The 26508-nt window shown below is 67.8% G+C and carries 21 protein-coding genes and 1 pseudogene; 13 read left to right on the forward strand and 9 right to left on the reverse strand.

Going from position 1 to position 26508, the window contains the following annotated elements; all coding sequences use genetic code 11:
- Window positions 1-123: 123 nt before the first annotated feature.
- Window positions 124-453, forward strand: a complete 330-nt coding sequence (locus MTY59_RS25990; protein ID WP_221046665.1) for a PE-PGRS family protein — start codon at window positions 124-126, stop codon at window positions 451-453.
- Between the two features lie 12 nt (window positions 454-465).
- On the opposite strand, the gene MTY59_RS25995 is transcribed toward MTY59_RS25990, so the two are convergent.
- Window positions 466-3693, reverse strand: coding sequence for a carboxyl transferase domain-containing protein (locus MTY59_RS25995; protein ID WP_221046666.1), 3228 nt, complete (start codon window positions 3691-3693; stop codon window positions 466-468).
- Window positions 3690-5222 (reverse strand): class I adenylate-forming enzyme family protein, encoded by a 1533-nt coding sequence (locus tag MTY59_RS26000; protein WP_221043695.1) that lies wholly within the window; start codon window positions 5220-5222, stop codon window positions 3690-3692. Before MTY59_RS26000 ends, MTY59_RS25995 begins: the two co-directional genes overlap by 4 nt.
- A 39-nt stretch (window positions 5223-5261) precedes the next feature.
- Between MTY59_RS26000 and MTY59_RS26005 the strand changes: the two genes are divergently transcribed.
- The 9 genes and pseudogenes from MTY59_RS26005 to MTY59_RS26045 all read left to right on the forward strand — a co-directional run bounded on the left by MTY59_RS26005 (window position 5262) and on the right by MTY59_RS26045 (window position 17904).
- Window positions 5262-6089 carry a thioesterase family protein gene (locus MTY59_RS26005; RefSeq protein WP_221043696.1) on the forward strand — a complete coding sequence of 276 codons (828 nt, stop codon included), beginning with the start codon at window positions 5262-5264 and terminating at the stop codon, window positions 6087-6089.
- Between the two features lie 206 nt (window positions 6090-6295).
- Window positions 6296-10600: an AAA family ATPase gene (locus MTY59_RS26010; RefSeq protein ID WP_221043697.1), complete on the forward strand. Its 4305-nt coding sequence runs from the start codon at window positions 6296-6298 to the stop codon at window positions 10598-10600.
- Between the two features lie 101 nt (window positions 10601-10701).
- On the forward strand, window positions 10702-11502 hold the full coding sequence (locus tag MTY59_RS26015) for a hypothetical protein (RefSeq protein WP_221043698.1): 801 nt from the start codon (window positions 10702-10704) through the stop codon (window positions 11500-11502).
- On the forward strand, window positions 11471-12676 hold the full coding sequence (locus tag MTY59_RS26020; RefSeq protein ID WP_221043699.1) for a polyprenyl synthetase family protein: 1206 nt from the start codon (window positions 11471-11473) through the stop codon (window positions 12674-12676). The genes MTY59_RS26015 and MTY59_RS26020 overlap by 32 nt, the downstream gene beginning before the upstream one ends.
- Window positions 12673-13131: a hypothetical protein gene (locus MTY59_RS26025; RefSeq protein ID WP_221043700.1), complete on the forward strand. Its 459-nt coding sequence runs from the start codon at window positions 12673-12675 to the stop codon at window positions 13129-13131. Before MTY59_RS26020 ends, MTY59_RS26025 begins: the two co-directional genes overlap by 4 nt.
- Entirely contained in the window at window positions 13128-13397 is a 270-nt protein-coding gene (locus tag MTY59_RS26030; RefSeq protein WP_221043701.1) for a hypothetical protein, read from the forward strand. The genes MTY59_RS26025 and MTY59_RS26030 overlap by 4 nt, the downstream gene beginning before the upstream one ends.
- Window positions 13394-14416, forward strand: coding sequence for a hypothetical protein (locus tag MTY59_RS26035; RefSeq protein WP_221043702.1), 1023 nt, complete (start codon window positions 13394-13396; stop codon window positions 14414-14416). Before MTY59_RS26030 ends, MTY59_RS26035 begins: the two co-directional genes overlap by 4 nt.
- Complete coding sequence (locus MTY59_RS26040) at window positions 14409-14825, forward strand: SCP-2 sterol transfer family protein (protein ID WP_221043703.1); 417 nt, start codon at window positions 14409-14411, stop codon at window positions 14823-14825. The genes MTY59_RS26035 and MTY59_RS26040 overlap by 8 nt, the downstream gene beginning before the upstream one ends.
- Window positions 14810-17904, forward strand: a pseudogene (locus tag MTY59_RS26045) (FAD-dependent oxidoreductase). The gene MTY59_RS26040 and the pseudogene MTY59_RS26045 overlap by 16 nt, the downstream one beginning before the upstream one ends.
- A gap of 16 nt (window positions 17905-17920) precedes the next feature.
- On the opposite strand, the gene MTY59_RS26050 reads toward MTY59_RS26045, so the two are convergent.
- From MTY59_RS26050 to MTY59_RS26065, 4 genes are all read right to left on the reverse strand, one after another.
- The gene (locus MTY59_RS26050; protein WP_221046667.1) at window positions 17921-18322 is read right to left on the reverse strand and encodes a flavodoxin family protein; all 402 of its coding nucleotides are present in this window, start codon (window positions 18320-18322) and stop codon (window positions 17921-17923) included.
- 50 nt (window positions 18323-18372) lie between these two features.
- Entirely contained in the window at window positions 18373-18828 is a 456-nt protein-coding gene (locus tag MTY59_RS26055; RefSeq protein ID WP_221043704.1) for a tetratricopeptide repeat protein, read from the reverse strand.
- Complete coding sequence (gene dapB / locus MTY59_RS26060) at window positions 18825-19562, reverse strand: 4-hydroxy-tetrahydrodipicolinate reductase (RefSeq protein WP_221043705.1); 738 nt, start codon at window positions 19560-19562, stop codon at window positions 18825-18827. The genes MTY59_RS26055 and dapB overlap by 4 nt, the downstream gene beginning before the upstream one ends.
- Before the next feature lie 84 nt (window positions 19563-19646).
- Window positions 19647-20207 (reverse strand): hypothetical protein, encoded by a 561-nt coding sequence (locus tag MTY59_RS26065; RefSeq protein ID WP_221046668.1) that lies wholly within the window; start codon window positions 20205-20207, stop codon window positions 19647-19649.
- A 519-nt stretch (window positions 20208-20726) separates the two neighbouring features.
- Between MTY59_RS26065 and MTY59_RS26070 the strand changes: the two genes are divergently transcribed.
- A complete protein-coding gene (locus MTY59_RS26070) occupies window positions 20727-22097 on the forward strand; it encodes an HNH endonuclease signature motif containing protein (protein WP_221043706.1) in 1371 nt (456 codons plus the stop codon).
- Here the strand turns inward: MTY59_RS26070 and MTY59_RS26075 are convergent.
- Window positions 22059-23141, reverse strand: coding sequence for an NAD(P)H-dependent amine dehydrogenase family protein (locus tag MTY59_RS26075; RefSeq protein ID WP_221043707.1), 1083 nt, complete (start codon window positions 23139-23141; stop codon window positions 22059-22061). The genes MTY59_RS26070 and MTY59_RS26075 overlap by 39 nt on opposite strands.
- Complete coding sequence (locus MTY59_RS26080; protein WP_221043708.1) at window positions 23138-24145, reverse strand: aromatic ring-hydroxylating dioxygenase subunit alpha; 1008 nt, start codon at window positions 24143-24145, stop codon at window positions 23138-23140. The genes MTY59_RS26075 and MTY59_RS26080 overlap by 4 nt, the downstream gene beginning before the upstream one ends.
- A gap of 121 nt (window positions 24146-24266) precedes the next feature.
- Here MTY59_RS26080 and MTY59_RS26085 point away from each other — a divergent pair, with 121 nt between their 5' ends.
- Together MTY59_RS26085 and MTY59_RS26090 are read left to right on the forward strand one after the other, a co-directional pair.
- Window positions 24267-24917: a TetR/AcrR family transcriptional regulator gene (locus MTY59_RS26085; RefSeq protein WP_221043709.1), complete on the forward strand. Its 651-nt coding sequence runs from the start codon at window positions 24267-24269 to the stop codon at window positions 24915-24917.
- Entirely contained in the window at window positions 24917-25423 is a 507-nt protein-coding gene (locus MTY59_RS26090) for a GNAT family N-acetyltransferase (RefSeq protein ID WP_221043710.1), read from the forward strand. The genes MTY59_RS26085 and MTY59_RS26090 overlap by 1 nt, the downstream gene beginning before the upstream one ends.
- Here MTY59_RS26090 and MTY59_RS26095 read toward each other — a convergent pair.
- The gene (locus MTY59_RS26095; protein WP_221043711.1) at window positions 25410-26498 is read right to left on the reverse strand and encodes a PDR/VanB family oxidoreductase; all 1089 of its coding nucleotides are present in this window, start codon (window positions 26496-26498) and stop codon (window positions 25410-25412) included. The genes MTY59_RS26090 and MTY59_RS26095 overlap by 14 nt on opposite strands.
- Window positions 26499-26508: the final 10 nt, after the last annotated feature.

Genomic DNA, 26508 nt, shown 5'->3' on the forward strand with positions numbered 1-26508 from the left:
TTCCGTCGCGCTGAGAGCCGCCGTTGAGCAGCGGGAACATTGTTTGCCGTCGAATTTTATTCGCGATGTTTTGAACATGTGTTGAGGTGGTATGCCACGCGCATGCTATCGAAATTGACACTCATGAAACCGCTGGTTGTTGCCGGGGCTGTCGCTGCGGCCATCGCTGCCGCGCCTGCTGCGGCTGCTGATGTCTACGTCGCGGGACCGGCCGCCAACTCCCCCGCGCCTACCCACGTGATCTTCAAGGACGACCCGGGCGGCGGCGGCTGCGACCCCAATGGAAACTGCGGGTCCGGTGGCCAGTTCAACGGTCCCGGCGGCGGTCCGGGCGGCCAGGGCTGCGTGCCGGGCGTCGGCTGCGGCTCCGGCGGGCAGAACGCGGGCCCCGGCGGCATTCCGGGCGGGCAGGGCTGTCTGCCGGGCGTCGGCTGCGGCTCCGGCCACGCATAATCGCTGAACCCTTCAGCCACCCGGGAGCCTGGTGATCCAGGCCCGGGAGGCTGCTGGGTCTATGACGTCGTCCAGTTCGAACGTGGTGGCCGCCCGCAGCGCCTTGCCGTGCTCGTATGCCGCGGCCACCAGGCGATCGAACAGGGCCTGCCGCTCGGCGGGATCCTCAACCGCGGCCAGCTCTTTGCTGAACCCGAGGCGCACAGCGCCCTCCAGGCCCATGCCACCGATCTCGCCCGTGGGCCACGCCACGGTGAAGTGCGGCGCGCGGAATGAACCGCCGGCCATCGCCATCGCGCCGAGCCCATAACCTTTGCGCAAGATGATCATTCCCAGCGGCACCGTCAGCCGGGCACCCAGGACGAACATCCGGCCGAACCGGCGAACCGCCGCCTGGATCTCTGCGTCGGGCCCGACCATGAATCCCGGGGTGTCGCACAACGAGATCACCGGCAGCCCAAACGATTCGCAGAGGGTGAGGAAGTCGCCCGTCTTGTCGGCCGCCTCGGCATCGATCGCGCCGCCCAAATGGTCGGTGCTGTTGGCGATCAACCCGTACGGCACTCCCTCGACGCGCACCAGCGCGGTGACGATGCCTACGCCGTAGTCCGCCCGCAGTTCCAGCACGGAACCGACGTCGACGATCGCCTCGATGGCCCGATGCACGTCGTAGGCGCGTAACCGGTTCTGCGGCACCACATGCCGGGCCAGCCGCGGGTCGGGCACCGTCCAGTCGCTCAAAGTGCCCTGAAAATACGAGAGGTATTGCTTGGCCAGCGCGACCGCGTGCGACTCGTCCCTGGCGACCAGGCCGACCACGCCGTTGCGGCGCTGCACCCCGATCGGCCCGATCGCCTCCGGCGGATACACGCCCAGCCCGCCACCCTCGATCATCGCCGGGCCGCCCATCCCGATGTTCGCGTCCGGTGTTGCGATGATCACGTCGCACACGCCGGCCAGCGCGGCGTTGCCGGCGAAGCACCGGCCCGACACGACCGACACCAGCGGCACCTTCCCACTCAGTGCCGCCAGCATCCGGAAGGTCGGAACGTCCAGCCCGGCGGCACCGCCGACGTCGGTGTCCCCCGGCCTGCCCCCGCCGCCCTCGGCGAACAGCACAACCGGCAACCGCTTTCGCGCGGCGAGGTCGAACACGCGGTCGGTCTTGGCGTGGTTGCGCATGCCCTGCGTACCGGCCAGCACGGTGTAGTCGTAGGACGCCACGACGGCCTGCGCCGCGGCCCGCCCGAACCGGTCCGCGCCGATGGTGGCCAGGCCGGCGACCAGTCCGTCGGCCGGGGTGTTGGCGATCAGGTCCTCGTCGGAGCGGCGGCTGCGCTGCGCCGCAATGGCCAGCGCACCGTATTCGACGAAGCTGTCGGGATCGATGAGGTCGGCGATGTTCTCCCGCGCGGTGCGCCGACCTCGGCTGTGCCGCTTGGCGACCGCGGCCTGGCGGCCCTCGTCCAGGGTCAGGGAATGCCGGTGCACGACCTCGTCCAGATCGGCGCGCGGGCGGTCGAGATCCATTGCGGCCGAGACGGACTCGTCGTCCCCGGCCGCCTCCGTCCGGGTGAAGACCAGCAGCGGGTCTCCGGTCCCGACCACCTGCCCGGGCCTGACCAGAACCCGGACGGTTCGCAGCTCGTCCGGCGCGACGAGCACGTGCTGCATTTTCATCGCTTCCAGGACAACCAGCTGACCGCCCGCGGCGTATTCGGCTCCCTCGGCCGCCACCTCGACCACGGTGCCGGCCATCTGCGCGCGCAGCGCGTCCTCGCCGGGATAGAGCTCGACCGCCGCCACCCGCGGTCCTTGCTCGTGAGACTGCGCGGCCCGGGCCAGTTCGGGCAGCCTCTCATCGAGGAAACCTGTGCTCACCCAACCGGATTCGATCCGGTCATCGGTCAGCAGCGCGCGCAGGAATCCGATGTTGGTGTGGACGCCCTCGATGTCGAATTCGGCCAGCGCGGTGCGCGCCTTGCGCACCGCCGCCTGCCACGATGAGCCGTGCACGCTCACAATGAGCTTGGCCAGCAGCGAATCGTACTGGGGACTTATCACCAGTCCCGCCCGGCCGTACGTGTCGACGCGCACGCCGGGTCCGCTGGGCGGGGAGAACGCCGTGAGCGTGCCCGCCGATCCGACGACGGAGAAGTCGGGCCCGAAGGTCTCCGTGTTGACCCTGAGCTGAATGGCGACGCCGCGGCGAGCGGCCGGCTCGCCGATGACTTCCATACCGTCGGAGGCGATTCCGGACGCCAGCCCCAGCTGGTAGAAGGACGCACCGCCGGCGATGGCCAGCTGGACGGCCACCAGGTCGAGCCCGGTGGTTTCCTCGGTGACGGTGTGCTCGACCTGGATGCGTGGGTTGACCTCGAGGAAGACGAATTCCTCGCCGGTGACCAGGAATTCGACGGTGGCCAGCCCGCGCAGGCCGACGCGGGCGCACAGCCGCACCGCCGCACGGTGCAGGGCACGCCGCAGCTCGCCCGAAAGGCCTTGGGCGGGAGCGGTTTCGATCAGTTTCTGGTAGCGCCGCTGGATGCTGCAGTCGCGGTCGCCGACGGCGTGTGCGTGCGTCTGATGGCCGGCCGGCGCGGCGACGACCTGCACCTCGATGTGGCGGGCGTCGGTCAGCAGCGCCTCGGCGAACAGCGCGGGGTCGCCGAAGCCCAGCTGCGCTTCGGCGGCGCAGCGCTGGTAGGCATCGTCGACCTGATCGGCGCTGTGCACCTTGCGCATTCCACGCCCGCCGCCGCCGGCGAGGGCCTTGATCATGATGCCGCCGGCGTGCGCGGCGAAGAATGCCTTGATGTCCTCGACGCTGCTCGGTCCCTCGGTCGCGGGCAGCACCGGCACCCCGGCGGCCATCGCGGCGCCCCGGGCCGACGTCTTGTTGCCGAGCAGCTCGAGCACCCGGGCGTCGGGACCCACGAATGTGTAACCGCCCGCCGCGCAGGCGTCGGCGAATTCGGCGTTCTCGCTGAGGAACCCGTAACCGGGGTGGATCAGGCTCGCGCCGGAGCTTTTCGCCGCCGCCAGCACGGCGGCCTGGTCCAGGTAGGCCCGCGGGCCCCCGCCCGGCAGGCCGATCGCCTCGTCGGCCGCGTGCACATGCGGGCTGTCCGCATCGTCCTCGGCGTAGACCGCGACCGTCCGCATGCCCAATTCGATTGCGGTGCGGATGATTCGAAGTGCGATCTCGCCGCGGTTGGCGACCAGCAGGCTCGCGTTCATCGCAGCGGCTCGCCCCATTGGACCTGCTCGCGGAGCCTGGCCTTGAGCAGTTTGCCGCCGGCGTTGCGCGGCAGGGCGCGGTCGACCACCGTGACGTATTGCGGCACTTTGAAGTCGGCCAGCTGGCCGCGGCAGTGGTCGAGCACCGCGGGCACGTCGATCTCATCGTCACCGCCGAACAACACCGCCCCTACCTTCTCCCCCATGATGTCGTCGGGAACCCCGAGCACGCAGGCGTCAGCCACGTGGGGCGCCGCCAGCAGCACGGCCTCCACCTCGACGCTGGAGACGTTCTCGCCACCGCGGTTGATGATGTCCTTGAGCCGGTCGACGATGTGCACCCGGCCGGCGTCGTCGACGCGCACCACGTCACCGGTGTGCAGCCAGCCGTCCGCGAAGGTGCCGGCGGTGGCCTCCGGCCGATTCCAGTAGCCGGCAGTCACATTGGCGCCCCGCGCCACCAACTCACCCACTCCGGGATCATCCCCGAACGGGATTACCCCGAGGTCCACCGACGGGACGGCGTAACCGACCGAGTCGGCGTGCTCGACGGCCTCGCGGTCGGGCAGCACCGTCATCAGCGATGCCGTCTCCGTCATGCCATAGCCGTTGAACACCGTGGCGTGGCCGAACGCGTCCTTCACCGAGCGCACCAGCGACGGGGCGATCGGGGCACCGCCGTAGCCCACCCACCGCACGTTCGACACATCGAGTTCGGCAAAACCGCTGTGCCGCAACAGCAACGAGTAGATCGCCGGGACGGTGACCATCACCGAAACGCGCTCGGCGGTCAGCGCGGTGAGCACCGCGTCCAGGTTGAGCGTGGGCATGATGACCGAGGCTCCGCCGAGCCGGGCCGCGGCCAGCAGCTGCGTGTTGCAACCGGTCACATGGAACAGCGGAACCGAGATGAGCGTGCGCATCGCCTCACCGAGATCCCGCGGCTGCTGCAGACAGCGAATCGCGTTCTCGGTGTTGGTCAGGAATGCCTCGTGCGTGGTAGGCACGCCCTTGGGATGGCCGGTGGTGCCCGAGGTGTAGAAGAGCGCGGCCGTGTCGTTGCGACCGAGTTGCTCGGTGACGTAGGGCTGCCCGTCGGGCAGCGCAGCGCCGGGCGCCAGATCCACCTGCGCACCGGAGTCGGACAGGACGAACTCGACCTCGGGTTGCGCCGATCGCGTATTGACCGCCACCACAACGCCACCGGCCATCACGATGCCCCAGAACGCCAGCGCCCAGTCGATTCCGGCGGGATAACGCACCGCGACGCGGTCGCCCGGCTTCAGGCCGCCGGCGCGCAGCCCGCCGGCCACGCGCGCCGCCCGGTCCCAGAGCTGCCGGTACGTCAGCCGGTCCGCGCCCAGCTCGACCAGGGCTTCGGCGTCCGGACGAGCGTCAACCTGTTCGGCGAGCATGTCCAGCAGGGTGGCGGGCAGCTCGTCATAGCGCGGAATGCCATCGCAGCCGCGTGAGACTCCGGTCAGCGGGAACGGGTTGTGGCCGCGCGGAATTTCGATCACTGGAGGCATGCCCGGTCCTTACTATCCTGCTGCCCTATCGTGATAGCGGTGACGATCGAGGATTCCGCCATCATGCCCGAGGCGTTTTTCACTGTAGACGGCGACTCCTACGTTCCGGGCCAGATGACGCGGGGCCCGTGGGGCGCGGCCATGGGCGGCCAGATCGTCGGCGGCCTGTTGGGTTGGGGCATAGAGCAATCCGGCATCGACGCGGACCTGCAGCCGGCCCGGTTCACCGTCGACCTGTTGCGCCCGGCCCTGATGGAGCCGGTGCAGATCCAGACCTCGGTGCAGCGGGAGGGCCGGCGCATCAAGCTGGTCGACGGCAGCATGGTGCAGAACGGCATCCTCGTCGCACGGGCCAGCGCGCTGTTCCTGCGCCGCGGTGATCATCCCGACGGGCGGGTGTGGTCGTCGCCCGCGCAGATGCCGCCGCTCCCAACGTCCTCGGACGGCTTCGCAGCCGAGATGCCGTTTCTCATCTGGGGGTATGGCGCCACACTGGAAGGCAGCCCCGGAATCGCCGCCGGCGAATGGGCACAGACCCATTCCCAGAAGTTCGCCTGGGCCCGGCTGTTTCGCCCGATGGTGCACGGCCACCCACTCACGCCGTTCACCCGCCTGGCCTTCGTCGGCGACATCACCAGCTCGCTCACCCATTGGGGCACCGGCGGATTGCGCTACATCAACGCCGACTACACCGTCACCGCGAGCCGGTTGCCCGACGGTGAATTTCTCGGTCTGGCCGCCCAGAGCCACTACAGCACAGCCGGGGTCGCCACCGGCGCCGCGACGCTGTTCGACCGGCACGGACCGCTGGGCACCAGCTCGGCGCTGGCGCTGGCCCAACCCGCGGACGCCTTCAAGCCGACCTAGGCCTAGGCGGTCACTCCATTTGCTGGGCGGCGCCCCTGCCGTCAGGCTGTTATCTCGGAAAGCGCCTGGTATTGGGCTATGCTGCTCTGCACTACCCGCCGTGGACATTTCCCGTGGAGGGGAACCGCCATGCATATGCGCTCCGACTCGCGATCCCCTAGCAGCGCCATCCGGCGGACGGCGCTCAGCACGGAGTGCCCCGGACCGTGACGACTCCGGTACTGGATCTCGACGGCCGGGTGGCCGACCGACGGCAGGAGCTCAGTGAACTCCGGACCGCAGTGGCGACGTCCGAACGGGTCAGCGGAGGGTGCGTCCTGCTCAGCGGGGTCCCAGGGGTGGGAAAGTCGACGCTCATCCAGGCGTTCGGCGTCGAAATCTCCCGTCGCAACTGCGTATTTGCCTACGGAAGGTGTCGAGACGGCGGGCCGGCTCCCTACTCGGCGTTGGCCGACGCACTGAGCTCAGTTGTCCGCACCATGGAGGCCACCGGCCCGGCCGAGCGTGATCGTTGGCGTGCCGACCTCGTCAGCGAGATGTCGGGATTTGCGGGCGTGCTCTCGCCACTCGTGCCCGGATTGGCGGCGGTGCTCGGCGAGTCCTCGAGCCATGCCGATCTCGACGCGGCGGACGCTCGCCATCGTTTGCACCGCGCTGCCATCCTGCTGGTGTCGACCACCGCGTCCTACCGTCCGGTGGTGCTGGCGATCGATGACCTGCAGTGGGCCGACCGAGACACGCTCCTGCTGTTGTCCGAACTGTTGACGGTGTCGCTTCGCAACGTCCTGGTTGTCGGCGGGCACCGCGCGGGTGAGTTCGACCCGGACGCCGGGGGGATCAAGTCGGAAAATCTCAGCACCATCGAACTTCAACCGCTGGCCCCCGAAGACGTCAAGGAGCTGCTGGCCGACGTGTGCGGCCAGAGCGTGGAGTTGGGCGACGTGGCCGCCGAGTTCCACCATCGCACCGGCGGCAACCCACTGCAGGTCCGTCAGCTGCTGTACCGCGCCCAACGCGAAGGCGCGCTGCTCCCGGTGGGGCCGGGCGGGCGCCCCGGTTGGGACCTGCGCGTCCTGGCATCGCTCGAGGTCACCGCGACCGCCGCCGAGTTCCTCGGCCGCTACCTCGGTCAGCTGAGTCCGCAGGATCGGTCGGTGTTGAGTTCGCTGTCATGCTTCGGTGGCGAGTTCGACCTGAACGACGCCACGGCGGCGGCCGCGCAGCCCCCCGATGTGGTGGCCAGGGCGCTCTGGGCGTGCCTCGAGCTTCGTCTGCTCGAGGCAATCGACAGCGGCGGCAGACGGATCACCAACGCGATCAGCCGCGACGCCCGGTACCGCTTCAGCCATGACCGGGTGACCGAGGCGGCGCGAGTCGGCCTGTCCGACGACGAGATCCGCGAGACACACCTGCGAATCGGTCGCTGGCTGGTCGAGCAGAAGGACGACCGGTTGTTCGAGGCCGCGCGCCACCTCGGCATCGGCGGGCGTCTGCTGACCGACAGCGCCGAGCGCGTCAGCTATGTCGACGTACTGCGGCGTGCGGCACAAAAAGCAAGGGCCCAGGCTTCGTTCCCCTTGGCGCTCGACTACTGCCGGGACGCGCTGAACCTGCTCGGCGGGCAGCGTTGGACCGCTCACTTCGAGCTGACCCGGCAGCTGCAGCTCGACGCCGCTGACGCCGCGCTGCTGGTGGGTGACGTGCCGGCGCTGAATTCGCTACTCGACGAGGCCGAGGAGGTACTGCGCGACCCGCCGGACCGTGCGCGCATCGCTTATCTCCGGCTCAAAGGGCGCGTCGCGGAGAACCGTCTGCAGGAGGCGCTCGAGATCGGTCTGCAAGCGCTCGCCGAGCTCGGCGAACGGGTGCCGACGGACGCAGGCAAGCCACGCATGGGCAACGCGATCGTCCGGATGAGGCTGACGATGCGCCGCTGGAGTACCGAGCGGCTGCTGGCATTGCCGCAGTGCGATGACCAGAAGGTCATCGCACTGCACCGGATTCTTGTCGAACTGTGCAGCATGGCGGTCCTCGTTCGGCCCAACCTCTTGCCCTTGCTGGTGCGCAAGCAGCTCGATCTCACGTTGGCCCACGGGCACACACTGTCCTCGCCGCTGGTCGTTGCCGCTTATGGGATTGTTCTCGTGCTGGCCGGTGACCACGCGGGCGGGCAGCGCTTCGGCGAGGTAGGCATGCTGCTCGCCGAGCGCCCGGAGTTCAGGGAGACCCGGCCGCAAACGGTCTTCATGCACCTGGGCTACATCCACCACTGGCGACACCCCCTCCGCGACGGCTTGGGCGAGCTTCGCGACAGCGCGGTAGAGGCACTCGACCAGGGCGACCAGGAATACGCCGGATACCTGGTCGCGGTCCTGCTCTCCCAGTCATTCTGGGCCGGCCGTCCGCTCGCGGAGATCGACGCCCTTGCCAGCTCGCTGATCCCGCACGTCCGTTCCCAGCCCGTGCCCAGTGCCCTGTGCCAGGCCACGCATCAGTTCTGCCTCAACCTGCTGGGCCGCAGCGCCGATCCCTTTCTCCTCGCGGGCGAGAGCGGTTACGACGAGCGAGTCGTGCTGGAGGCCGCCCGCCGTGAGGGCGACGAGGTGGCGCTGAGCGCGGCCGCGGCCAGGAGGCAGGGCCTGCACTTCTGGTGCGGCGACTACGCCGGCGCGCTCGCCGCCACGCCAGAGGCGATCGAGCATCTCGGCGGTCTCGCCGGCACCGCGATCTCACAATTGATCTACCTGATCGGCGCGCTGAGCATGATCCACCAGGCACCCCGGGATCGCGCGACCGCCCACTTCGTACACCAGGCGTTGGCGCTGCATCGCAAGTGGGCCGCGGGCGCACCGGAAAATTACGCGGCGCCGCACGAACTGATCCAGGGAGCGTGGGCACGAGCGCGCGGACAACACGTCAAGGCCGAGCGCTACCTGCACCAGGCGATCGAGCTCGCCGAGGAAAGCCAGCTTCCCATGATCAGTGCATACGCTCATGAGGAGGCCGCCGCGCTCTACTCCGACCTCGGGCGAACGAGGCTGCGCGAACACATGCTGCGGTCGGCGTTCCAGCGTTGGCTGAATTTGGGTTTCGCGGTGCGTACGGACCGGCTCGCGCGGGAGCACCCTTGGCTACTCAGACGCGACCTTACGACGGGTTCGACCGGGATCGACCCGGTCGGCGCGCATCAGCTGGTGCGCGCGCTGTCGGGGGCGCCGAATCAGGAAGGCTTGGCCAACATCATTCTGGGGTCGGTCGCGGACACCACGGGGGCGGGCCGCGTCCTGCTCCTCACCGGCGAAGCCGAGAATCTGTCGGTCCGGGCCATCCAGGATCACGGCGACATCTCGATCGTCGAGGGCCCGTGGACCGAGGTTGCCTACGACAGGGACGTTGTGCGTCGCGTGCTGGATGGCGCCTCGCCGGTCATCGTCGCCGCCGAGCATCAGGCGCCGTCCATACTCGCCGCTCCGATCAGGGTGCATAACAGGACAATTGGCGTCATCTACGCCGAGCAGGACGAGCCCGGCAGACACTTCGGCGCCGACCACGAGCAGGCGGCCACCTTCCTGTGCGCCCAGGCCGCCGCTCCCCTGTGGAACTTCCAACTCGAGGCGCGACTACGGGCCGCCGACGAGCACCGACAGTCCCTGATGGACGCGCAATCGAGATTCGTTCCCAACGAACTGCTGCGCATCCTCGACATCGACGACCTTCGCCGCGTCCGCAACGGCTACCGGGTCGAGCGCGAGATGACGGTGCTCATCAGCGACATCCGTGGCTACACGACCATGATCGAGGACATGAATGTCGGCGAGGCGAGCAACCTGGCGATGGGTTTTCTACGTGCCGTCGAGCTCCCAATCATCGGCTACAACGGCATGATTCAAGACGTACGCGGGGACGAGATCGTCGCCGTCTTCGAGTCGGAGCCCGACGCCGTGCGGGCGGGACTGGCGATGCTGCGCTCTTTGCGCGCACACAACCGGGAGCGAACAGCGGCCGGATCCGAAGAACTGCGGGCGGGAATCGGCATCAATACCGGGATGGTCGGAGTTGGGCTCGTCGGCGGGGTGAACCGCATGGTGCTCACCATCATCGGCGACGCGGTGAACTTGGCCGCGCGCATCGAGAGCACCAACAAGCGCTACGGATCCGCCTTGCTCATCTCCGACAACACGTACAAGCGCCTCGCTGCGTCGGAGCGGTTCAACGTGCGGCGCATGGAACGGGTCATGGTGGTCAATCGACGTCGGCCGGTGACGATTTATGAAGTGTACGACGAGGATTCGGCTCCGCTTCGCGCCGCGAAGCGCGCGGCCCAGCCCGCGTTCGACGAGGCCTTTGCACTTTTCGACGCGGGCGACGTCGATGGGGCACGTGCGGCCTTCGAACGATGCCGCGAGCTGCTGCCCGACGACCCCGTGGCACCGCTGCATCTGGCGCACTGTGACGCGGTGGCGCGCGGTGAGATGACCCCCGGTCAAGAGGTAGCACTCCTGAACAAGTAGTGCACTACTCCACTTTTAAAACTTTGCTGAAGTGATTGCGCGAGTGTGGTAATTGTCTCATGATTTGTACCGACAGCCGGGGCGGTCAAGGAGCACTAGCCATGTACCTGAGTGCAGAGCGGTTGGCCCATGCCAACCAAGCAGTCAAAGAGGCGTTCGGGCAGTGCAGCATTGCCTGGCAAGCGATTCCGCACTGGGATACCCGTGACCCGGGTCAGATCAATGTCGCCAATGGCCTGCTGGGTACGAACGCGGGCTTTCTGCCCCTCGCCCCACCACCGCCTCCGGCTGCGGGGCCGCCAACGATCCAGCTGACAGTCGCGGAGGCGATTGCGCCGACCCCCGATGCGCTGCTCACTGCAGCGATGGCAGCGACCAAGACCCTCGCCAACCTCTTCGACACCGATGTCCTCAAGCAGTGCTTTGGGGCCGCAAAAGCGCCCAATATCATCACCTTCCCAACAACCGGCGTCCAGGACCTACAGGACTCGCTGATTGGCGCCCGCGTCCTCGTCGAGAACGCGGGGTATCGGGCGCCGTCCTGCCTGGTCACCAATACCGTGGGGTTCCAAAAGCTCAACCAGTTGGTCAGTGGCTATTACAACATCGCCGAGCAGATACTGGCCGCGGCGAACATCAACTCGCTGTACCGATTCGAGCCGCTCGACGGCACTGCCCAGACGACGGCCCGGATGGTCTTGATCGGCCGTCGCCGGCGGATCGCGCAAGGCGCGGCGCCGGAGGCGTCGCCCGGCGAGGAGCCGGTCGACCTTGCATTCAGTGTCCTCCCCAGCGCGGAGGTCGACGGCGAAACCAGCGGGGGCGCAATCCAGCTCTCCCCCCGGATCCGTTACGCGACAAGGATCACCGATGCCACAGGCCTCGTCGCTCTCAAAGGGTGAATCACGTGACAGCGGCACCTACCCGATAGCCTGCAACCCGCTCGACGACTATCTCGCCCTGTGCAAGGAGGCCTGTGACGGCGAGATCGACCGGCTGTACGGCCCCGGGGAGCGCGGATCCAACGGCCTCTACGACCTGATCCTCGACTACCCGCTGCGCGGCGGGAAGGCGCTGCGGCCAGCGCTGAGCATCGCCACCTGCCTCGGCCTCGGCGGCCATCTCGAGGCAATACTTCCCACCGCCGCGACGCTCGAGCTGTACCACAACGCGTTCCTCATCCACGACGACATCGAGGACGAATCATGGTGGCGGCGCGGAAAACCCACGCTGCACATCGACCACGGGGTGCCGATCGCCGTCAACGTCGGCGACGCGATGTTGTCGCTGTCGCTGCAACCGCTGCTGGACAACGTCGAGCGGGTCGGGCTCGGGCCCGCCCTGCGCATCCTGCGAGCCGTCGCCAAGATGACCCGAATGACCGTCGACGGCCAGGGGCTGGAACTCGAGTGGGTACGGTCCAACACCTGGCGGCTCGACGACGCCGACTACCTCACCATGGTGGAGCTCAAGACCAGCTGGTATACGTTCATCACCCCGCTGCAGGCGGGTGCGATCGCGGCCGGCGCCGGACCCGAGCGAATGGCCCCCCTGGAGTCCCTCGGCCGGCACCTCGGCGCGGCCTTTCAGATCACCGACGACCTACTGAACTTGCGAGCGGATCCCGAGGAGTACGGCAAGGAGATCGGCGGCGACATCTGGGAGGGCAAGCGGACCCTGATGCTGTTGCACACCTTGCGATCCGCCGAGCCGAAAGACCAGGAACGCGCCGTGGCGATCCTGGCCAAGCGCCGACCGGGACCCGACGGCGAGCTGGAGCTGGCCCAGTTGCTGGATCGACTTACCGTCTGCGGGCAACTGTCTCAGTCGGGCCGGGCCCAAATCCAGGCTCGGCTGCAGGTGCGCCAGCCCTCGGAGGCGAAGAGCCTCAACGACATTCGATGGGTCTACGAGCTGATGCACCGAACCGGTTCGCTTAAACACGCCCGGAATGTCGCCGCCGAGCATGCCAAGGAGGCGGCAGCAGTGCTTGCCGGTCTCGACTGGTTCCCCCGCAGCCGCCATCGAGACATGCTGGCCGACCTGGTGGACTACGTGCACGGGCGGACCCGATGAACCCCGAATCCATGATCGGCATGCTCGCGGAGCTCGAACGGATCCGTGAGCTCACTCTCGACCTCATCGACCGGGAGGCACCGCAATTGCGCCCGGCGCCGCCGGAGGACGCCGGCGGGACGGAGCGGACCGCGTTCGAGTTGCTGGTCGGCGCGCGCCGCGCGGTGCTGGGCAACCCCGCGGCCGCCCGCAGGCTGCACGACCTACTCGTCGCCGAAGGCCGCCGCTACGCAGCCACCCCGCGAGGGGCGCGGCTGCGCGACGCATTGGTCGCCTCCGAAGCCGTCGAAAACCTGCGACGGGTCTGGGAGGTGGTGAGCCTCAACGTTCTTGACGGCCCCGCCGCACCCAACGCCGCGCCAGATGCCTGGGCGGATCTGCTGGCCGACGTTGTCATCGGGCATGACCTCGACGACTCCATCCTGGCCCGCCTGCGGCCCGAGGGGTTCGCATGACGCTCACCGATCCTCGCGAGGCTCTCGCCGACCAGAGCAATTTCATCGGCTACCTGGTCGGCCTCGTCGGCGTGGCCCGGATGGTCCACACCCTGGCCGACGACGACCGCCGATCCGACACGTGCCGCGGCCCAGATGACTTCGTGCACGTCCTGCTCGGGCTGGCCAGCCTCGGTGCGGCGATCGAGCGGATCGCCAATCCGACCGTGGCACAGCAGAATCCGGCTGTCTCACCGGTCATACCGACCACGCGGTGGCTACGATGACCGCGCTCCTGGGCCGCAACGACTTCCTCCGCGCGCCGGTGCTCGCCGCCGCCCGCCCCACAGGTTTCAAGGAGTGGCACCACTTCGTGGTCCACGGACGCGACTGGCGGCTCTTGATCAACTTCAGCCTCAACAATGAAGAGTTCGGCGCGAATGAGGTCCGGCTTGCGCCGCGCGTCATCGTGATCGCTCACGACGAGAACTGGACCGGCGCCATCGAGCGGTTCGACGAGCGCGCCCTGAACGTCTCGGCCGATCTGGGTGAACTGACCATCGGCGACAACCGGATGACCGTGCTACCCGATGGCTACCGCGTGACAATCAACCTGCCCGACAAGGACATTCGGGGTGAATTGCGCTTCACCTCGGCGAGCCGCCCGTTCGTGGTCCGCAACCAACCGCTCGGCGACGGCCGGATCAACTGGCTCTTCGTCCCGCGGCTGCGCGCAGACGGATCGCTATGTATCAGCGGTCGCGAACACCGGGTGGACGGCGACCTCGCCTATCACGACCACAACTGGGGCCGGTTCCGGTGGGGCGACGACTTCGGCTGGACGTGGGGCACCATTTTGCCCACCGAACCCGGGAACCCGTGGTCGATGGTGTTCCTGCAGACGACCGACCGGAGCCGGCTGCGCTGTCTGTCCCAAGCGCTGTACGTCTGGCACCACGACGAGCCCGCCGCGATATTCCGGCACGCGGCGGTGCGGACGCGCTCGGACGGCAGGCTCGCCCGCGCGGCCGATTGCACCCTGCCGCCCCCGATGCGGATGCTGCTGGACGGAGAGGTTCCGGCCGTTCCGGCACGGATGGATATCACCGCGACACGGGCGGGCGACCGGGTGCATGCCGAGTTCCGCTCGCTTTCCTATGCCCGCCTGGCGCAGCCGAGCGAGGCGTTCCTCGACCGATCGACCGTGCTCTGTGAAACGGGCGGCACCACCCGGGCCAGCGGCACGATCAACGGCGAGCCCTTCGACTTCATCGGCACCGGTGTATTCGAGTTCCTCTATGGCTGAACGGATTTCGGCGCTATTGCGGCGCTCACTCGAGCACCTGGAGGACGAGGTGCCCGACAGCTACCGATTGCTGGTCGCAGCGCTCGGCCCGATGGCGGTCGAACTCGACGTCGACGGCGAGACGTTTTCGCTGAGCGGTGGTCCTCGACTTCGGGTGTCGGACGGGGCGGCGCAGCCGGCCGGCGCCCGGATCGCCACCTCGCGAGTCACCATCCTCGACCTGCTCGATGCCAGGGTGGGGCTTGGCCAGGCCGTGGAGAACGGCAGGGTGCGCGTACGCGGTCCGCTCGATGACGTCCAGCGTGCGCACGACTCGCTGCTGGCGTACGTCCACGCCGCGGTCCGGGCCCCCTCGCAGCCCACACTCCTGTCCGAACTTCGCGCGGGGGCACCATGTCCGAGCGCATAACGACGCCGGCGTCACAGCACCGACGCCCCACGGTGGCGGTACTCGGTGCCGGCATCGCCGGCCTGACCGCCGCTCACGAACTCGCCGAGCGCGGTTTCGTCGTCACGGTGTACGAGTCCCGACAGGATGAACGCAACGGACTGGGATCCGAGCCGGCAGGAACCTACCCACCCGTCAAGCTCGGCGGTCTCGCCGCCTCTCAATATTCGACGGTGGGCACGCAAGACGGGAGCCAGGCCGAGCTGCGTCCCTTCCCGGGCCGCCGGGGTCGGCCGCGCAACCCGCAGCGAGCGGTTGCGGGCGAACATGGCTTTCGCTTCTTCCCGGCGTTCTACCTACATATCTGGGACCTGTTCCAGCGCATCCCGCTCTATCAGCTCACGCCGACGGCCCGCGGCCAGGCCAGCTGGACACCGACTTCACGCACTGTCTACGACAACGTTCGGCGGGTCATCACCAAGGGCACGACTGTGCATGACCGGCCGTCCCTCGTCTTCCCGAGCGAACTCCCACGCAGCCCCGCCGAGTTTCTCGGAATCCTCTGCGAACTCGCAACATTGGGCTTCACCCCCAGCGACGTCGGGACTTACCTGGGCAGGCTGCTCCACTACCTGTCCACCAGCCCTTTGCGTCGCGGGCGGGAACTGCAGAACGTGTCCGCCTACGACTTCCTGGTCGGACACGACCCCGCGACCGGGATCAACAAGTACTCCTATTCGCCGACTTGCGACATGCTGCTGCGTCAAATGCCAAGGATCCTGGTCGCTCTCGATTCAGTCTGGGGCGACGCGCGCACCAACATGAGCACCTATCTGCAGCTCTACCTGAATATGGACCGCCGCGACAACAAGGCCGACGGGGTGCTCAACGGTCCCACCACCGAGTCGTGGCTGGACCACTGGTACCGCCACCTCGTCACACTCGGCGTGAGCTTCGTCCACAACACGGCCAATCGCCTCGACCCTCCGGCCTTCGACCCGGCTCAGCCACCCCATCTGCGGCCCCGCGCGCGGATCACGTTCGCCGACGGCACCGGGGTGGCTCCCGATTACACGGTCGTCGCCGTCGACGCCCCGGCAGCCGAATACATCACCACAGCGCTGCGCTCGGCGGGCACCGGCGGAACCGTGGCCAGGCTGGACGGTTTCACCACCATCCCTCCCCCACCCGACGGTCCGCTGCAGCCCCGGACCACGAGGCCGCAGCACCGACGGAATCCGTACTCGATGGACGAGATGGGACGGGTGCCATGGGATCGGTTCCAAACGCTGTGCGGCATCCAGTACTACTTCGACACGCAATTTCAGTTGCTCCGCGGGCACATCCTGCTCACCGGCACGGAGTGGGCGCTGTCGTCGATCAACCAGTCTGGATTGTGGGAGAAGCGACCGATTCTTGACCGCGACGGCTGCGTCTCGGTGCTCTCGGTCGACATCGGGGATTTCAACACCCCCTCTTCTCACCTGGTCGACGCAGCCGGGCGGGGTAAGGCGGCCCGCGACTGCACACCCGACGAAATCGCCGCGGAGGTGTGGCGCCAGATCATCTCCGCGCTCACCAGCTGCCCGGGATCCGCCGGGGAAGAGGTGATGCCGTGGCCCGCGTGGTATGCGCTCGATCGCGGGCTGGTCATGGCAACCGGACCCGGCCAGGGCCGGGGCCGCGTAATTCGCAACGAGTCACCGTACCTCGTTCCCATCGTCGGAGACTGGAACAACCGGCCCGGCAGCGACCCGTGGAACCCGCACGGAACGTCGTGGACGACCACCCCGGATGAGGACGGGTGGCTCGAAGATCTCACGCAGCACAATGTCTGGCAGGCCCGCCATGGTGGCTACCAGGTGCACAACAATTCGGTGGTCTTCGCGGGCACGTGGAACAAGACGTTCACCCGGGTGACGTCGATGGAGTCTGCGTGCGAGTCGGGGCGACATGCCGTCAATGCCATTCTCGACCACTACATCTGGGTCGAATCGGGTGGTCGCGATCGCCGCGAGAAGAGCCCGGCGCTCTACTGGGAGTTCCCGTACGGCTTCCTCGATCAAGGTCTGTCGAGTCCGATTCGGATGCCGACGCCGGCCGGTGACTACTGCTACGTGTTCGACATCGAAAACCGCGAGCCGGCCGACACCCGCGCGCTGCGCATGCTCGACGCGAGTTTCTGCGAGCGCTCGCTACCGCATCCGTTGGACGCACCGGCCGGGCTTTCGTTCGGCACCCCTCCGTCCCCTGTCCCGCACTAGCTGGAGGTCAACAAATGTCCATGCCCGCAACGGATTACAACCAGCAGTTGCTCTGCTATCTGCAGAATTGGCGACAGCTCCTGGAGCAGTGGGCGGCCATGGCGGCCGGGTCACCATTCCTGACCGCGCCGCCTGTGCTGCCCACCGCGCCGGCGGGAGGGCAGAACATGGCACCCTTCATGCCCTTCATGCCCTTCATGCCGTTCATGCCGCCGATGCCGTTGGGGCCGCCCACCGCTGCGGGGTCACCGGCGCCGCCCGCGCCGGCCGACTACACCCAGCAGCTGTTCAGCTACCTCCAGGCGTGGCGACGGTACCTCGAGCAGGCGACGGGCGCGAGTACGGCGTGGCCGCAGCCATCGACCGCGGGTCCTGCCGGCGACGGCGGCGACAGCGGTCCGAACCGCCCGCCGAACGGGCCGAATCCACCCGAAACCCCCGGCGCGAGAACGGGCGTGCCCCAGAGCGACGACACCAGCAGATCGGACGCGATACCGCCGAAGGTGATCGACCGGCCGCCCGTCATACCTGGCCAGAGCCAAATCGCCGCGCCCAAGCTCGACCCGCTGGCAACTCCGTTCGACCGTCCCGGCGAGCGAATCAGCAGTCCCGGCTTGCCATTCCAGATGGCGGACCCGGCCGTCTTAGCGGCTCGGCCCATAACCTCGCACCCCATTTCGGAAGGAGCCGCGCACCCCGAAGTGGGTTCGGCCTTTCTCAGCACAATGTCTCACGTCGAGCCCACTGCAGTGCCGCAGGTCGAGCCGAGATCGCTGTTCTCCACCCCGGGCGCTTCGACAAGCTTCCTCGAACACGGTGAAACACACTCGCCCTGACCGGTTTTGGACGAACTCACTCCATCAGCTGCGCGGCGACCGTCGCCCCGAGGTTCCAGCATGCCTCGACGTCGCCCTTGCTCGGCTTGCCCGAAACCACCACGGTCTCTGCGACTTTCGCCCAGCCCAGGCCCGTCGTGATGGTGTCGACGGCGCGCTCGGCGCCCTCGGTGCCCTCGTTGCCGTGCAGGTACAGCCCGAATGGTCGCCCGCGAGTGGAGTCGAGCAGCTGGTAGTAGGCGCAGTCGAACGCGTGCTTGAGAGCCCCCGAGATGTAGCCGAGGTTGGCCGGCGTGCCCAGCAAATAGCCGTCGGCGGCCAGCATCTCGGCCGGCGAGACCGTCAGCGCCGGGCGCCGCAGCACCTCCACACCCTCGATGTCGGGATCGGTGGCGCCGGAGACCACGGCCTCGAACATCTCGTGGGTGTGCGGCGACGGCGTGTGATGCACGATCAGCAGCGTCTTGCTCACGGGCGGCCCTGCAGGTTGACGGCGGTCTTCATGGCCTCGCGGGCGCGGCGGCGATCGCCCGCGTAGTCATAGGCGCGGGCCAGCCGGTACCAGCGCCGCCAGTCGTCGGGGTGGTCCTCCACCTCGGCACGCACCGTGGCGAACAGTTCGTCGGCCGCGTCGCGCTGGATGCGACCTGACGGGCGGCGCGGCAGCGCGCTGGTGTCCAGTTCCATTCCGTCGGACGCGATCAGCCGGGCCAGCTTCTGGTGCGCGAATCCGGCGCGCAGGGTGGCGATCATCGCCCACAGCCCGATCACGGGCAGGATCAGCACCGCGAGTCCGAGGCCGACGGCGGCGGCCCGGCCGGAGCCGATCATCGCGACGGCCACGTGCCCCAGCAGCACGAAGTACACCAACAGCGCGACGCACATGAAGGCGACGAGCAGTTGGGTGCGCAGCGCTTTGGTCATTGCAGGTTGAGCAGCGCCTCGAGACCCACCGTCAGGCCGGGGTGTTCCTTGATCCGGCGCACGGCCAGCAGCACGCCGGGCACAAACGAGGTCCGGTCGATGCTGTCGTGCCGGATGGTCAGCGTCTCCCCCTCCGTGCCGAACAGGATCTCTTGATGGGCGACCAGCCCGGCCAGCCGCACCGAGTGCACCGGGATGCCGTCGACGTCGGCGCCGCGGGCGCCGGGCAGGCTGGTACTGGTGGCATCGGGGTTGGGCGGCGAGCCTTTTCGCGACTCGGCGATCAGCTTCGCGGTGCGCGTCGCGGTGCCCGACGGGGCGTCGGCCTTGTGCGGGTGATGCAGCTCGATCACTTCCGCCGAGTCGAAGAAGGGCGCGGCCTGCTTGGCGAAGTGCATCGACAGCACCGCCCCGATGGCGAAGTTCGGCGCGATCAGCACCGACGTGGCTGCGCCGCCGGCGAGCCAATCCTGCACCTGTTGCAGCCGCTCGGCGGTGAAGCCCGTGGTCCCCACGACGGCGTGAATTCCGTTGTGGATGACGAACTTCAGGTTGTCCATCACCACGTCGGGATGGGTGAAGTCGATGACGACCTCGGTGTTGCCCTCGGTCAGCAGGCTCATCGGGTCGCCGGCGTCCACTTCGGCCGACAGGCTCAGATCCTCGGCGGCCTGCACCCCCGCCACCATCGCCGATCCGACCTTGCCCTTGGCTCCCAGCACTCCTACCCGCATGGCCTTCACCCTAGACCGGGCCGATTCTGCGCCGCGGCGTGCGTCGAGTTATTTCATGACGACTCGAGCGTGGGTTTTCGCCGATCAGGTGTGGACGATAAAGCCCGCTTCGGCGTAGGGAGCGTGCTGCTCGGGATCGTTAATCGTGATGTACAGGTCGCCTGCGGTCGGCATAACGTAGCCGACGAATCCATGTGCGGTCTGCCCGTCGTGAAGGCCGCCCGATTGCAGCGGGGGCATCTTGTCGAGCCTCTTGAAGTCGACCGCAAGCGTTGCAGGCTGGGGCGCGTCGTCGGGATGGGTCCATGGCTGACTGCCGCCGCCGTATCCGGCGAATGTATAGCGGTAGTCGAACTTGAAGAATCGGTGGGACGTCGCGGTGACAGTCAGTTCCACCACGTTGCATGAGGAGCCAGGCGTCGGATTCGCAAAATGAGAGGCGCACCCCGGCGGTGACCACGTTGCACTGTTGACAGTGATGTCGGCCGTCGCCCCGCTGGCCGCCTGGGCATGCACGGGCACGCCGATTTGACCGATCGGGAACGGTGGATTCTCCGGCGTGGAGTCGGCCAAGCCGGTGGGACACGAGCATGCGGCAATGACCACGGCGACCGCGGCTGCGGCAATTACAAATCCCGCGCGCACCACGGGAGGTTACCCGCAGCGCTGCCACGGAAAACGCGGGACTGTCTGATGCCCGCGTCAAGCCGCTCCTGGCGTGGCCCATTTGCTGAAGTGGCAGCAGCACGTTCAGCGAGGCGGCCTGCCGCCTCCGGTGGTGCCGGGTTGGACGTCGAACAGCGAATCCCGTTGCGGCTGAACCCGAATCGCGCTAAAAATTGGCCCTGCAGGATGGCCACCGTCTTACTCACCTCGCGGGCGCGAGGCGATTCGCCGCCTAGTCATACGCGCGGGCCAGCCGGTGCCAGCGCCGCCGATCGTCGGGGTAGTCCTTGACTTCGGCGCGCACCGTGACGAACAGTTCGTTGGCATCGGGGGTTGAGCAGCAACCCTTTTGGCGGCTTCGCGATCAGCGTCGCGGTGCCCGACGGGACCGCATGAGTCACCCCTGGGCCGCATTTGCGTTGTGCACAGTTCGGGGTTTATGCACAGCTGCGGCTCGGTCCGTCTCACTTCGTCGTGCCGCAGGCCTAAGATTCGAACATGTATTCGATCGAGGTTCCGGCGGAGGTGTCCGCCGCCCTGGCCGCGCAGGACGCCGCCGACGCGGCGATCCAAGCCCTGAACTTCGATGCGCTGAGCCCCGTCGTCCGGCTGCACGTGCTCGAACGGATGGAGGCCTCGCGCCGGCGACAGATCGCGGTGAGCCACGACGTCATCGCCGGCCTGGCGGCGGAGGATCCCGCCGACATCGGCGGCCCGGTGCACAAGGTCGTCGCCGACTGGCTGCGGATCAGTTGTGCCGAGGCTTGCCGCCGGCTTCGCGACGCCAAAGAGTTGTCTGCGCGCCTGACCCTCACCGGCCAGGAGCTGGCGCCGCAGTTGCCCGCCACCGCGGTGGCGTGGCGCGAAGGTGCCCTCGACGGTCACCACCTGCGCGTGATCCAGGCCTTCGTCCGGGATCTCCCGGAGTCCGTATCGGCCGCGACGGTGGAAAACGCCGAGCAATTCCTGGCCCAGCAGGCGCGGACGTTGCGGCCGGATCAGTTGCAGAAGCTCGCGCACCAGTGCGCGCTGCGGATCAATCCCGACGGAAAGTTCTCTGACGCCGACCGTGCGCGCCAGCGCGGCTTCACCTGGTGCGGTCAACGGCCCGACGGGATGAGCGTCGCGAAGCTGATCGCCTCCCCGGAGCTGCGCGCCAACCTCGACGCCTGGCTCTCCCGGTTCGCGGCCCCCGGGATGTGCAATCCCGACGATCAAACACCCTGTGCTGGGGGCGAACCCGACGATGAGCTCGCGCGCGGCGATCGGCGCAGCCCCGCCCAGCGCCAGCACGACGCACTCAACGCCCTGGTGCGCGGTCAGCTGGGCGACCCGAAACTCGGCCGGCACAACGGGTTACCGGTCACGGTCATCGTGTCGACGACGCTGCAGGAATTGACGTCAGGCATAGGGCGCGCGGTGACCGGCGGCGGAACGCTGCTGCCGATACGCGATGTGATCCGGATGGCCCGCCACGCCTACCACTACCTCGCCGTGTTCGACGAGCACACCAGCCGCCCACTGTATCTCGGCCGGTCGCGGAGAATTGCCACACCGGATCAACGCATCGTGTTGTACGCGCACGACCGCGGCTGCACTCACCCCGGCTGCGACGCACCCGGCTACTGGTGCGAGGTGCACCACCTCGACGAGTGGGCGGCCGGCGGCGCGACCGACGCGGATAATCTCACCTTCGCCTGCGTGCCACACCATAAGCTGACCGAAAAGGGCTGGCGGACGAGGAAAACGCGCCAGGGCGACACCGAGTGGATACCGCCGCCGCAGTTAAACCGCGGCGCGCGCACCAACGACTTTCACCACCCCGAACGTCTAGGTCTTGAACCGCCCGGCGAATCCACGCAGCGGTAGGTCGGCGCTGGTGATGAGTCCCGGCGGCGCGGCGACCACCGACTTGATCGAGGCGAGCGCGGGCATGCCGGTGACGGTCATGCCGATCGAGGCGAAGTTGTCCGGGTTGGACAAATCCACGCCGGGCTTGGGGAAGATCATGTGCTTGTTGTAGATGCAGGGGTCGCCCTGGATCTGAGTGATGTAGCAGCCCTTGATGTTCCAGCTGGGGTCGGTGTGCGGGGTCATCTGCCATTCCAGGTGCGTCTCGACCCGCGGCACGCCGTCGACCATGCCCTGGTACTTGATGTAGTTACCGCCCAGCGAACCTTTGGGCAGGGTGTACCAGCCCAGGTCGACATCCTTGGTGCACGCGCCCAGCTCGTAGCTGAACTTGACCTCATCGAGGCGCAGGTCGAAGCAGTCGGCCATCATGTACACGCTGTCGGCGAAGACGCGGGTGTACTTCTCGAGCTTCGCGGGGATTTCGGGGTCGTCGACGGGCTGGCCGTAACCCACCTCGATCCAGGTGTCCTTGGAATGGTGGCACGACACGTCGACCGATTCGATGGTGGTGACGTTCTCGATGTCGGCGACGTCGGCCGAGCACACCACGCCCAGGATCTGGTTCAGCCCTGGGTTCATCCCGGTGCCGTAGAACGTCGCGCCACCCAACTCGGCGGCCTCGGCCAACAGCTGGCTGACCGGCCTGCCCGACGGGTGCGGGTGGTTCTTGTCGCGGTGCCAGCCGGTGATCCAGTCCGCGGTGGTGACGATGTTGATGCCCGCCTCGAGCACCTGTAAGTAAAGGTCCTCGTCGGGAAACACGCCGTGGAACGTCAGCACGTCCGGCTTGGCGGCGATGATCTCCTCGATCGTCCCGGTGAAGGCCACCCCGTTGGGCCCCACGCCGGCGAACTCCCCGGTGTCCTTGCCGACCTTCTCCGGCGAATAACAATGCACGCCAATGAGTTCGATGTCGGGCTGGGTGGCGATCCGCTTGATCATCTCGGTGCCGACGTTTCCGCTTCCGACCTGAAAGACGCGAACCGGTGCTGTACTCATTGCCTTGAGCCTTCCTGCGATGCGAGCGCCTCGGGATAGAACTGCTTGGCCCACTTGCGAATTGCGGTGAAGCCTTCGTACTCGTCAGGGGCCAGGGCCGGCGGATCCGAATAGCGCTGGTGCTGCCAGATCTCGATGTCCTGTTCGAACTGGCGGATGACTTCGCGCCCGAATTCGTCCGCCTTGGCGGCGGCGCGGTCGGTGTCTTTGTGCGGCGTCCGGCCGATGTAGACCATGAAGCGCACATCGGAGGTGAACTCGTCGATCGGCGTGATCGCCGAGATGGTCCGGTTGTCGATCATGCCCCAGCTCTTGGTCACCGCGATGCCCAGACCGCCGTTGATGGCCTGCACGCCGCTGTTGACGTCCTCGATCTTCTGCCCGTCGTCGCCTTCGAAGGTGATGGTGAAGTCGACGTAGGACACCGGCTCGGCGAAGTCGTGGCGGGTGAACACCGGCACGATCGGGGTGTTGTGCACGAACTTGAAGTGCGCGAAGTCCACCCCGTTTTCCAGCACGTATTGCGGGTGCAGTTCCAGGGTCTCGCGGTACAGCCGCTGCTGCGGGTAGTAGTCGTCGGCGCTGCTGCCGTCCCCGAACGCGGCGAACACATCTGGCGCGTCGAAGTAGGGTTCGCGGCCGTCCAGGTCGTGCCAGATGTACACCGACGCGTTGCGCTCGACCACCGGGTAGGTGCGGATGCGGCGGCCGCGGTTGGGTCGATCCTGGTACGGGATGCAGACGTTGCGGCCTTCCTGGCTCCACTGCCACCCGTGGAACGGGCACTGCAGCACCTCGCCGACGACCTTGCCGCCATACCCCAGGTGCGCGCCCAGGTGCTCGCAATAGGCGTTCATCACGGTCAGCTCGCCCGATTCGGCGCGCCAGGCGACCAGCTCTTGGTCGAAGTACTTCATCCTGTGCACGTCGCCGACGCCGATCTCGTCGGACCAGGCGACCTGGAACCAGCCGGTCGGTTTCATCGACAACGGTGGCTTAGCCATCGAGCCCTGCCATGTGAGCTGCCCTCCTTCGCGTACGAATAATAGGCCCCGCCGTCATGAAATCAAAGTACCCTCTATGAAAACAATCGTTCGGCCGGCCGCCAATGGATAAGATCGGCGAATGACCCGTCAGAGCAGCGCGGCCGGCGTCGCGGGCCGGCGCCCGAATCGGCGGGGCAATGCGACACGCGAAAGCATGCTCGAGGCGGCGTTGCGCTCGCTGGCCTCCGGCGAGCCGGGCTCGGTATCGGCCAACCGCATCGCCAAGGACATCGGTGCCACGTGGGGCGCGGTGCAGTACCAGTTTGGTGACACCGACGGATTCTGGGCAGCGGTGCTGCACCGCACCGCCGAGCGGCGCGCAGCGACGTTCTCCACGCTGTCGACGCCCATCTCGCCGGACGCGCCGCTGCGCGAGCGGGTCGGCGCGATCATCGAAACCCTCTACCGCGGCCTGGCGTCCCCGGACTCGCGGGCGATCGAAAACCTGCGGGCCGCGCTGCCGCGCGATCCCGACGAGCTCGAGCGGCTCTACCCGCGCACCGCGGCCGAGCTGTTCTCCTGGGGCAAAAGCTGGCTGGAGACCTGCCAGCACGCGTTCGCCGGTCTGGCCGTCGATCCGGACCGGGTCCGCGAGGTCGCGGCCCTGATCCCCGGCGCGATGCGCGGCCTAGTGTCGGAGCGACAGCTGGGTTCCTACGCCGACCTGGACATGGCGCGCCGCGGCCTGACCAACGCTCTGGCCGCCTACCTCGAGCAGTCCCGGCCGTAATGGCCGACATCACGATCCGCGAAGCCACGCCAAGCGATTTCGCCGATGTGGCCGCGATGCACTATCCGGTCTGGCGGCAGTCCTGGTCCGGCGTGCTGCCGGATGCGGTACTCGACACGCTCACGTCGCCGAAGCGCTGGGCCGTGCTGCGGTATCCTCGCGACCTCAGCCGGCCCGGCTGGCGGATGTGGGTCGCCGAGGCAGGCGGGCAGCTGCTCGGCATGACGATGTTCGGGCCGGACCCCGACGACCCCGAGCGACTCGAACTCGATGCGCTCTACATCTCGCGGGCGAGCCAGCGGCATGGCGTCGGCGGCCTGCTTCTCGCGAAGGCCCTGAACTCCGACCCGCGCGGTGACGTCGTGTTGTGGTGCGCGCAGGCCAATAGCGTGGCGCGAAGCTTCTACGAGAAGAACGACTTTCACCCCGACGGTCGCACCCTCGACTGGGAGCCGGTGCCGGGCGTGAAGGTGCCCCACCTGGGCTATCGCCTCAGGCGTCGATGACGACTCGCTCGCCGTCGGCGCGCGAGACACACACCAGCATGCCGTCCTGGGTATCTTTCGAGCCCGGCGCGGCGCGGCCGCGGTGATCCACCTGTCCGGCAAGCACTTTGACCCTGCACGTTCCGCAGAATCCCTGCCGGCACGAGTACGGCGTGGTCGGGTCCCGGTCGAGCATGACCTCGAGTGCGGTCCGATTCGCCGGCACCGCGAGCACCTGCCGTGATCGCGCGAGCTCCAACTCGAACGGCGCACCGTCGACGACGGGCGCCGGGCTGAACCGTTCGTAATGCAGTGGCGCACCGGAATGCTCGTTGCGGGCGATGCGGACGGCCTCCAGCATCGAGCTCGGCCCGCATACGTAGACGGCGGTCGACGGTCCCGCTCCGTCCAGGAGTTCCGTCACGGTGGCGAAGCGGCCTCGCTCGTCGTCGGCCCATACCGTCACCCGGTCCGGACCCAGCGACACGACCTCGTCGAGTAGCGGCATGTATTCGCGGCTGCGCCCCGTATAGATTGCACGCCAATCGATTCCGCGCTGCGCGGCTACCTGGATCATCGGCAGGATGGGTGTCACCCCGATGCCGCCGATGACGAACAGCACCTCGCGCTCGGCGGTGCCGAGGTAGAACGCGTTGCGTGGACCTTCCAACTGGAGCGTGTCGCCCACCGCGAACGTCTCATGCATTTCGATGGATCCGCCTCCGCCGTCGGCGATCCGGCGAACGGCGATGCGGTAGTCGGTGCGCCGCCCGGGCGCACCGCACAGCGAATACTGCCGGCGCCGGCCCGAGGGCAACAGGACATCGATGTGGCCGCCGGGCGTCCAGGACGGAAGCAACCCGCCGTCGGGGTCGGCCAGGGTCAGCGCGACGACGTCCGGGGCGACGAGCTCACGATTGGTCACCACCGCGGTCAGCTTGCGCTGCACCGGCTTCACCCGCGCCGGTGACCATCGTGACACCGTGGCGAAGCCCTCGAACACCGCCCGAACGCCCCACAGCAGCGACCCGAAGCGGTCGTGGTCGCGCCGTCCGTACAGGTCGGCGGGTCTGCTGGCCCAAATGCTCTCCGGCACCGAATCCGCC

The sequence above is a fragment of the Mycobacterium senriense genome (assembly GCF_019668465.1).
Lineage (GTDB): Bacteria > Actinomycetota > Actinomycetes > Mycobacteriales > Mycobacteriaceae > Mycobacterium > Mycobacterium senriense.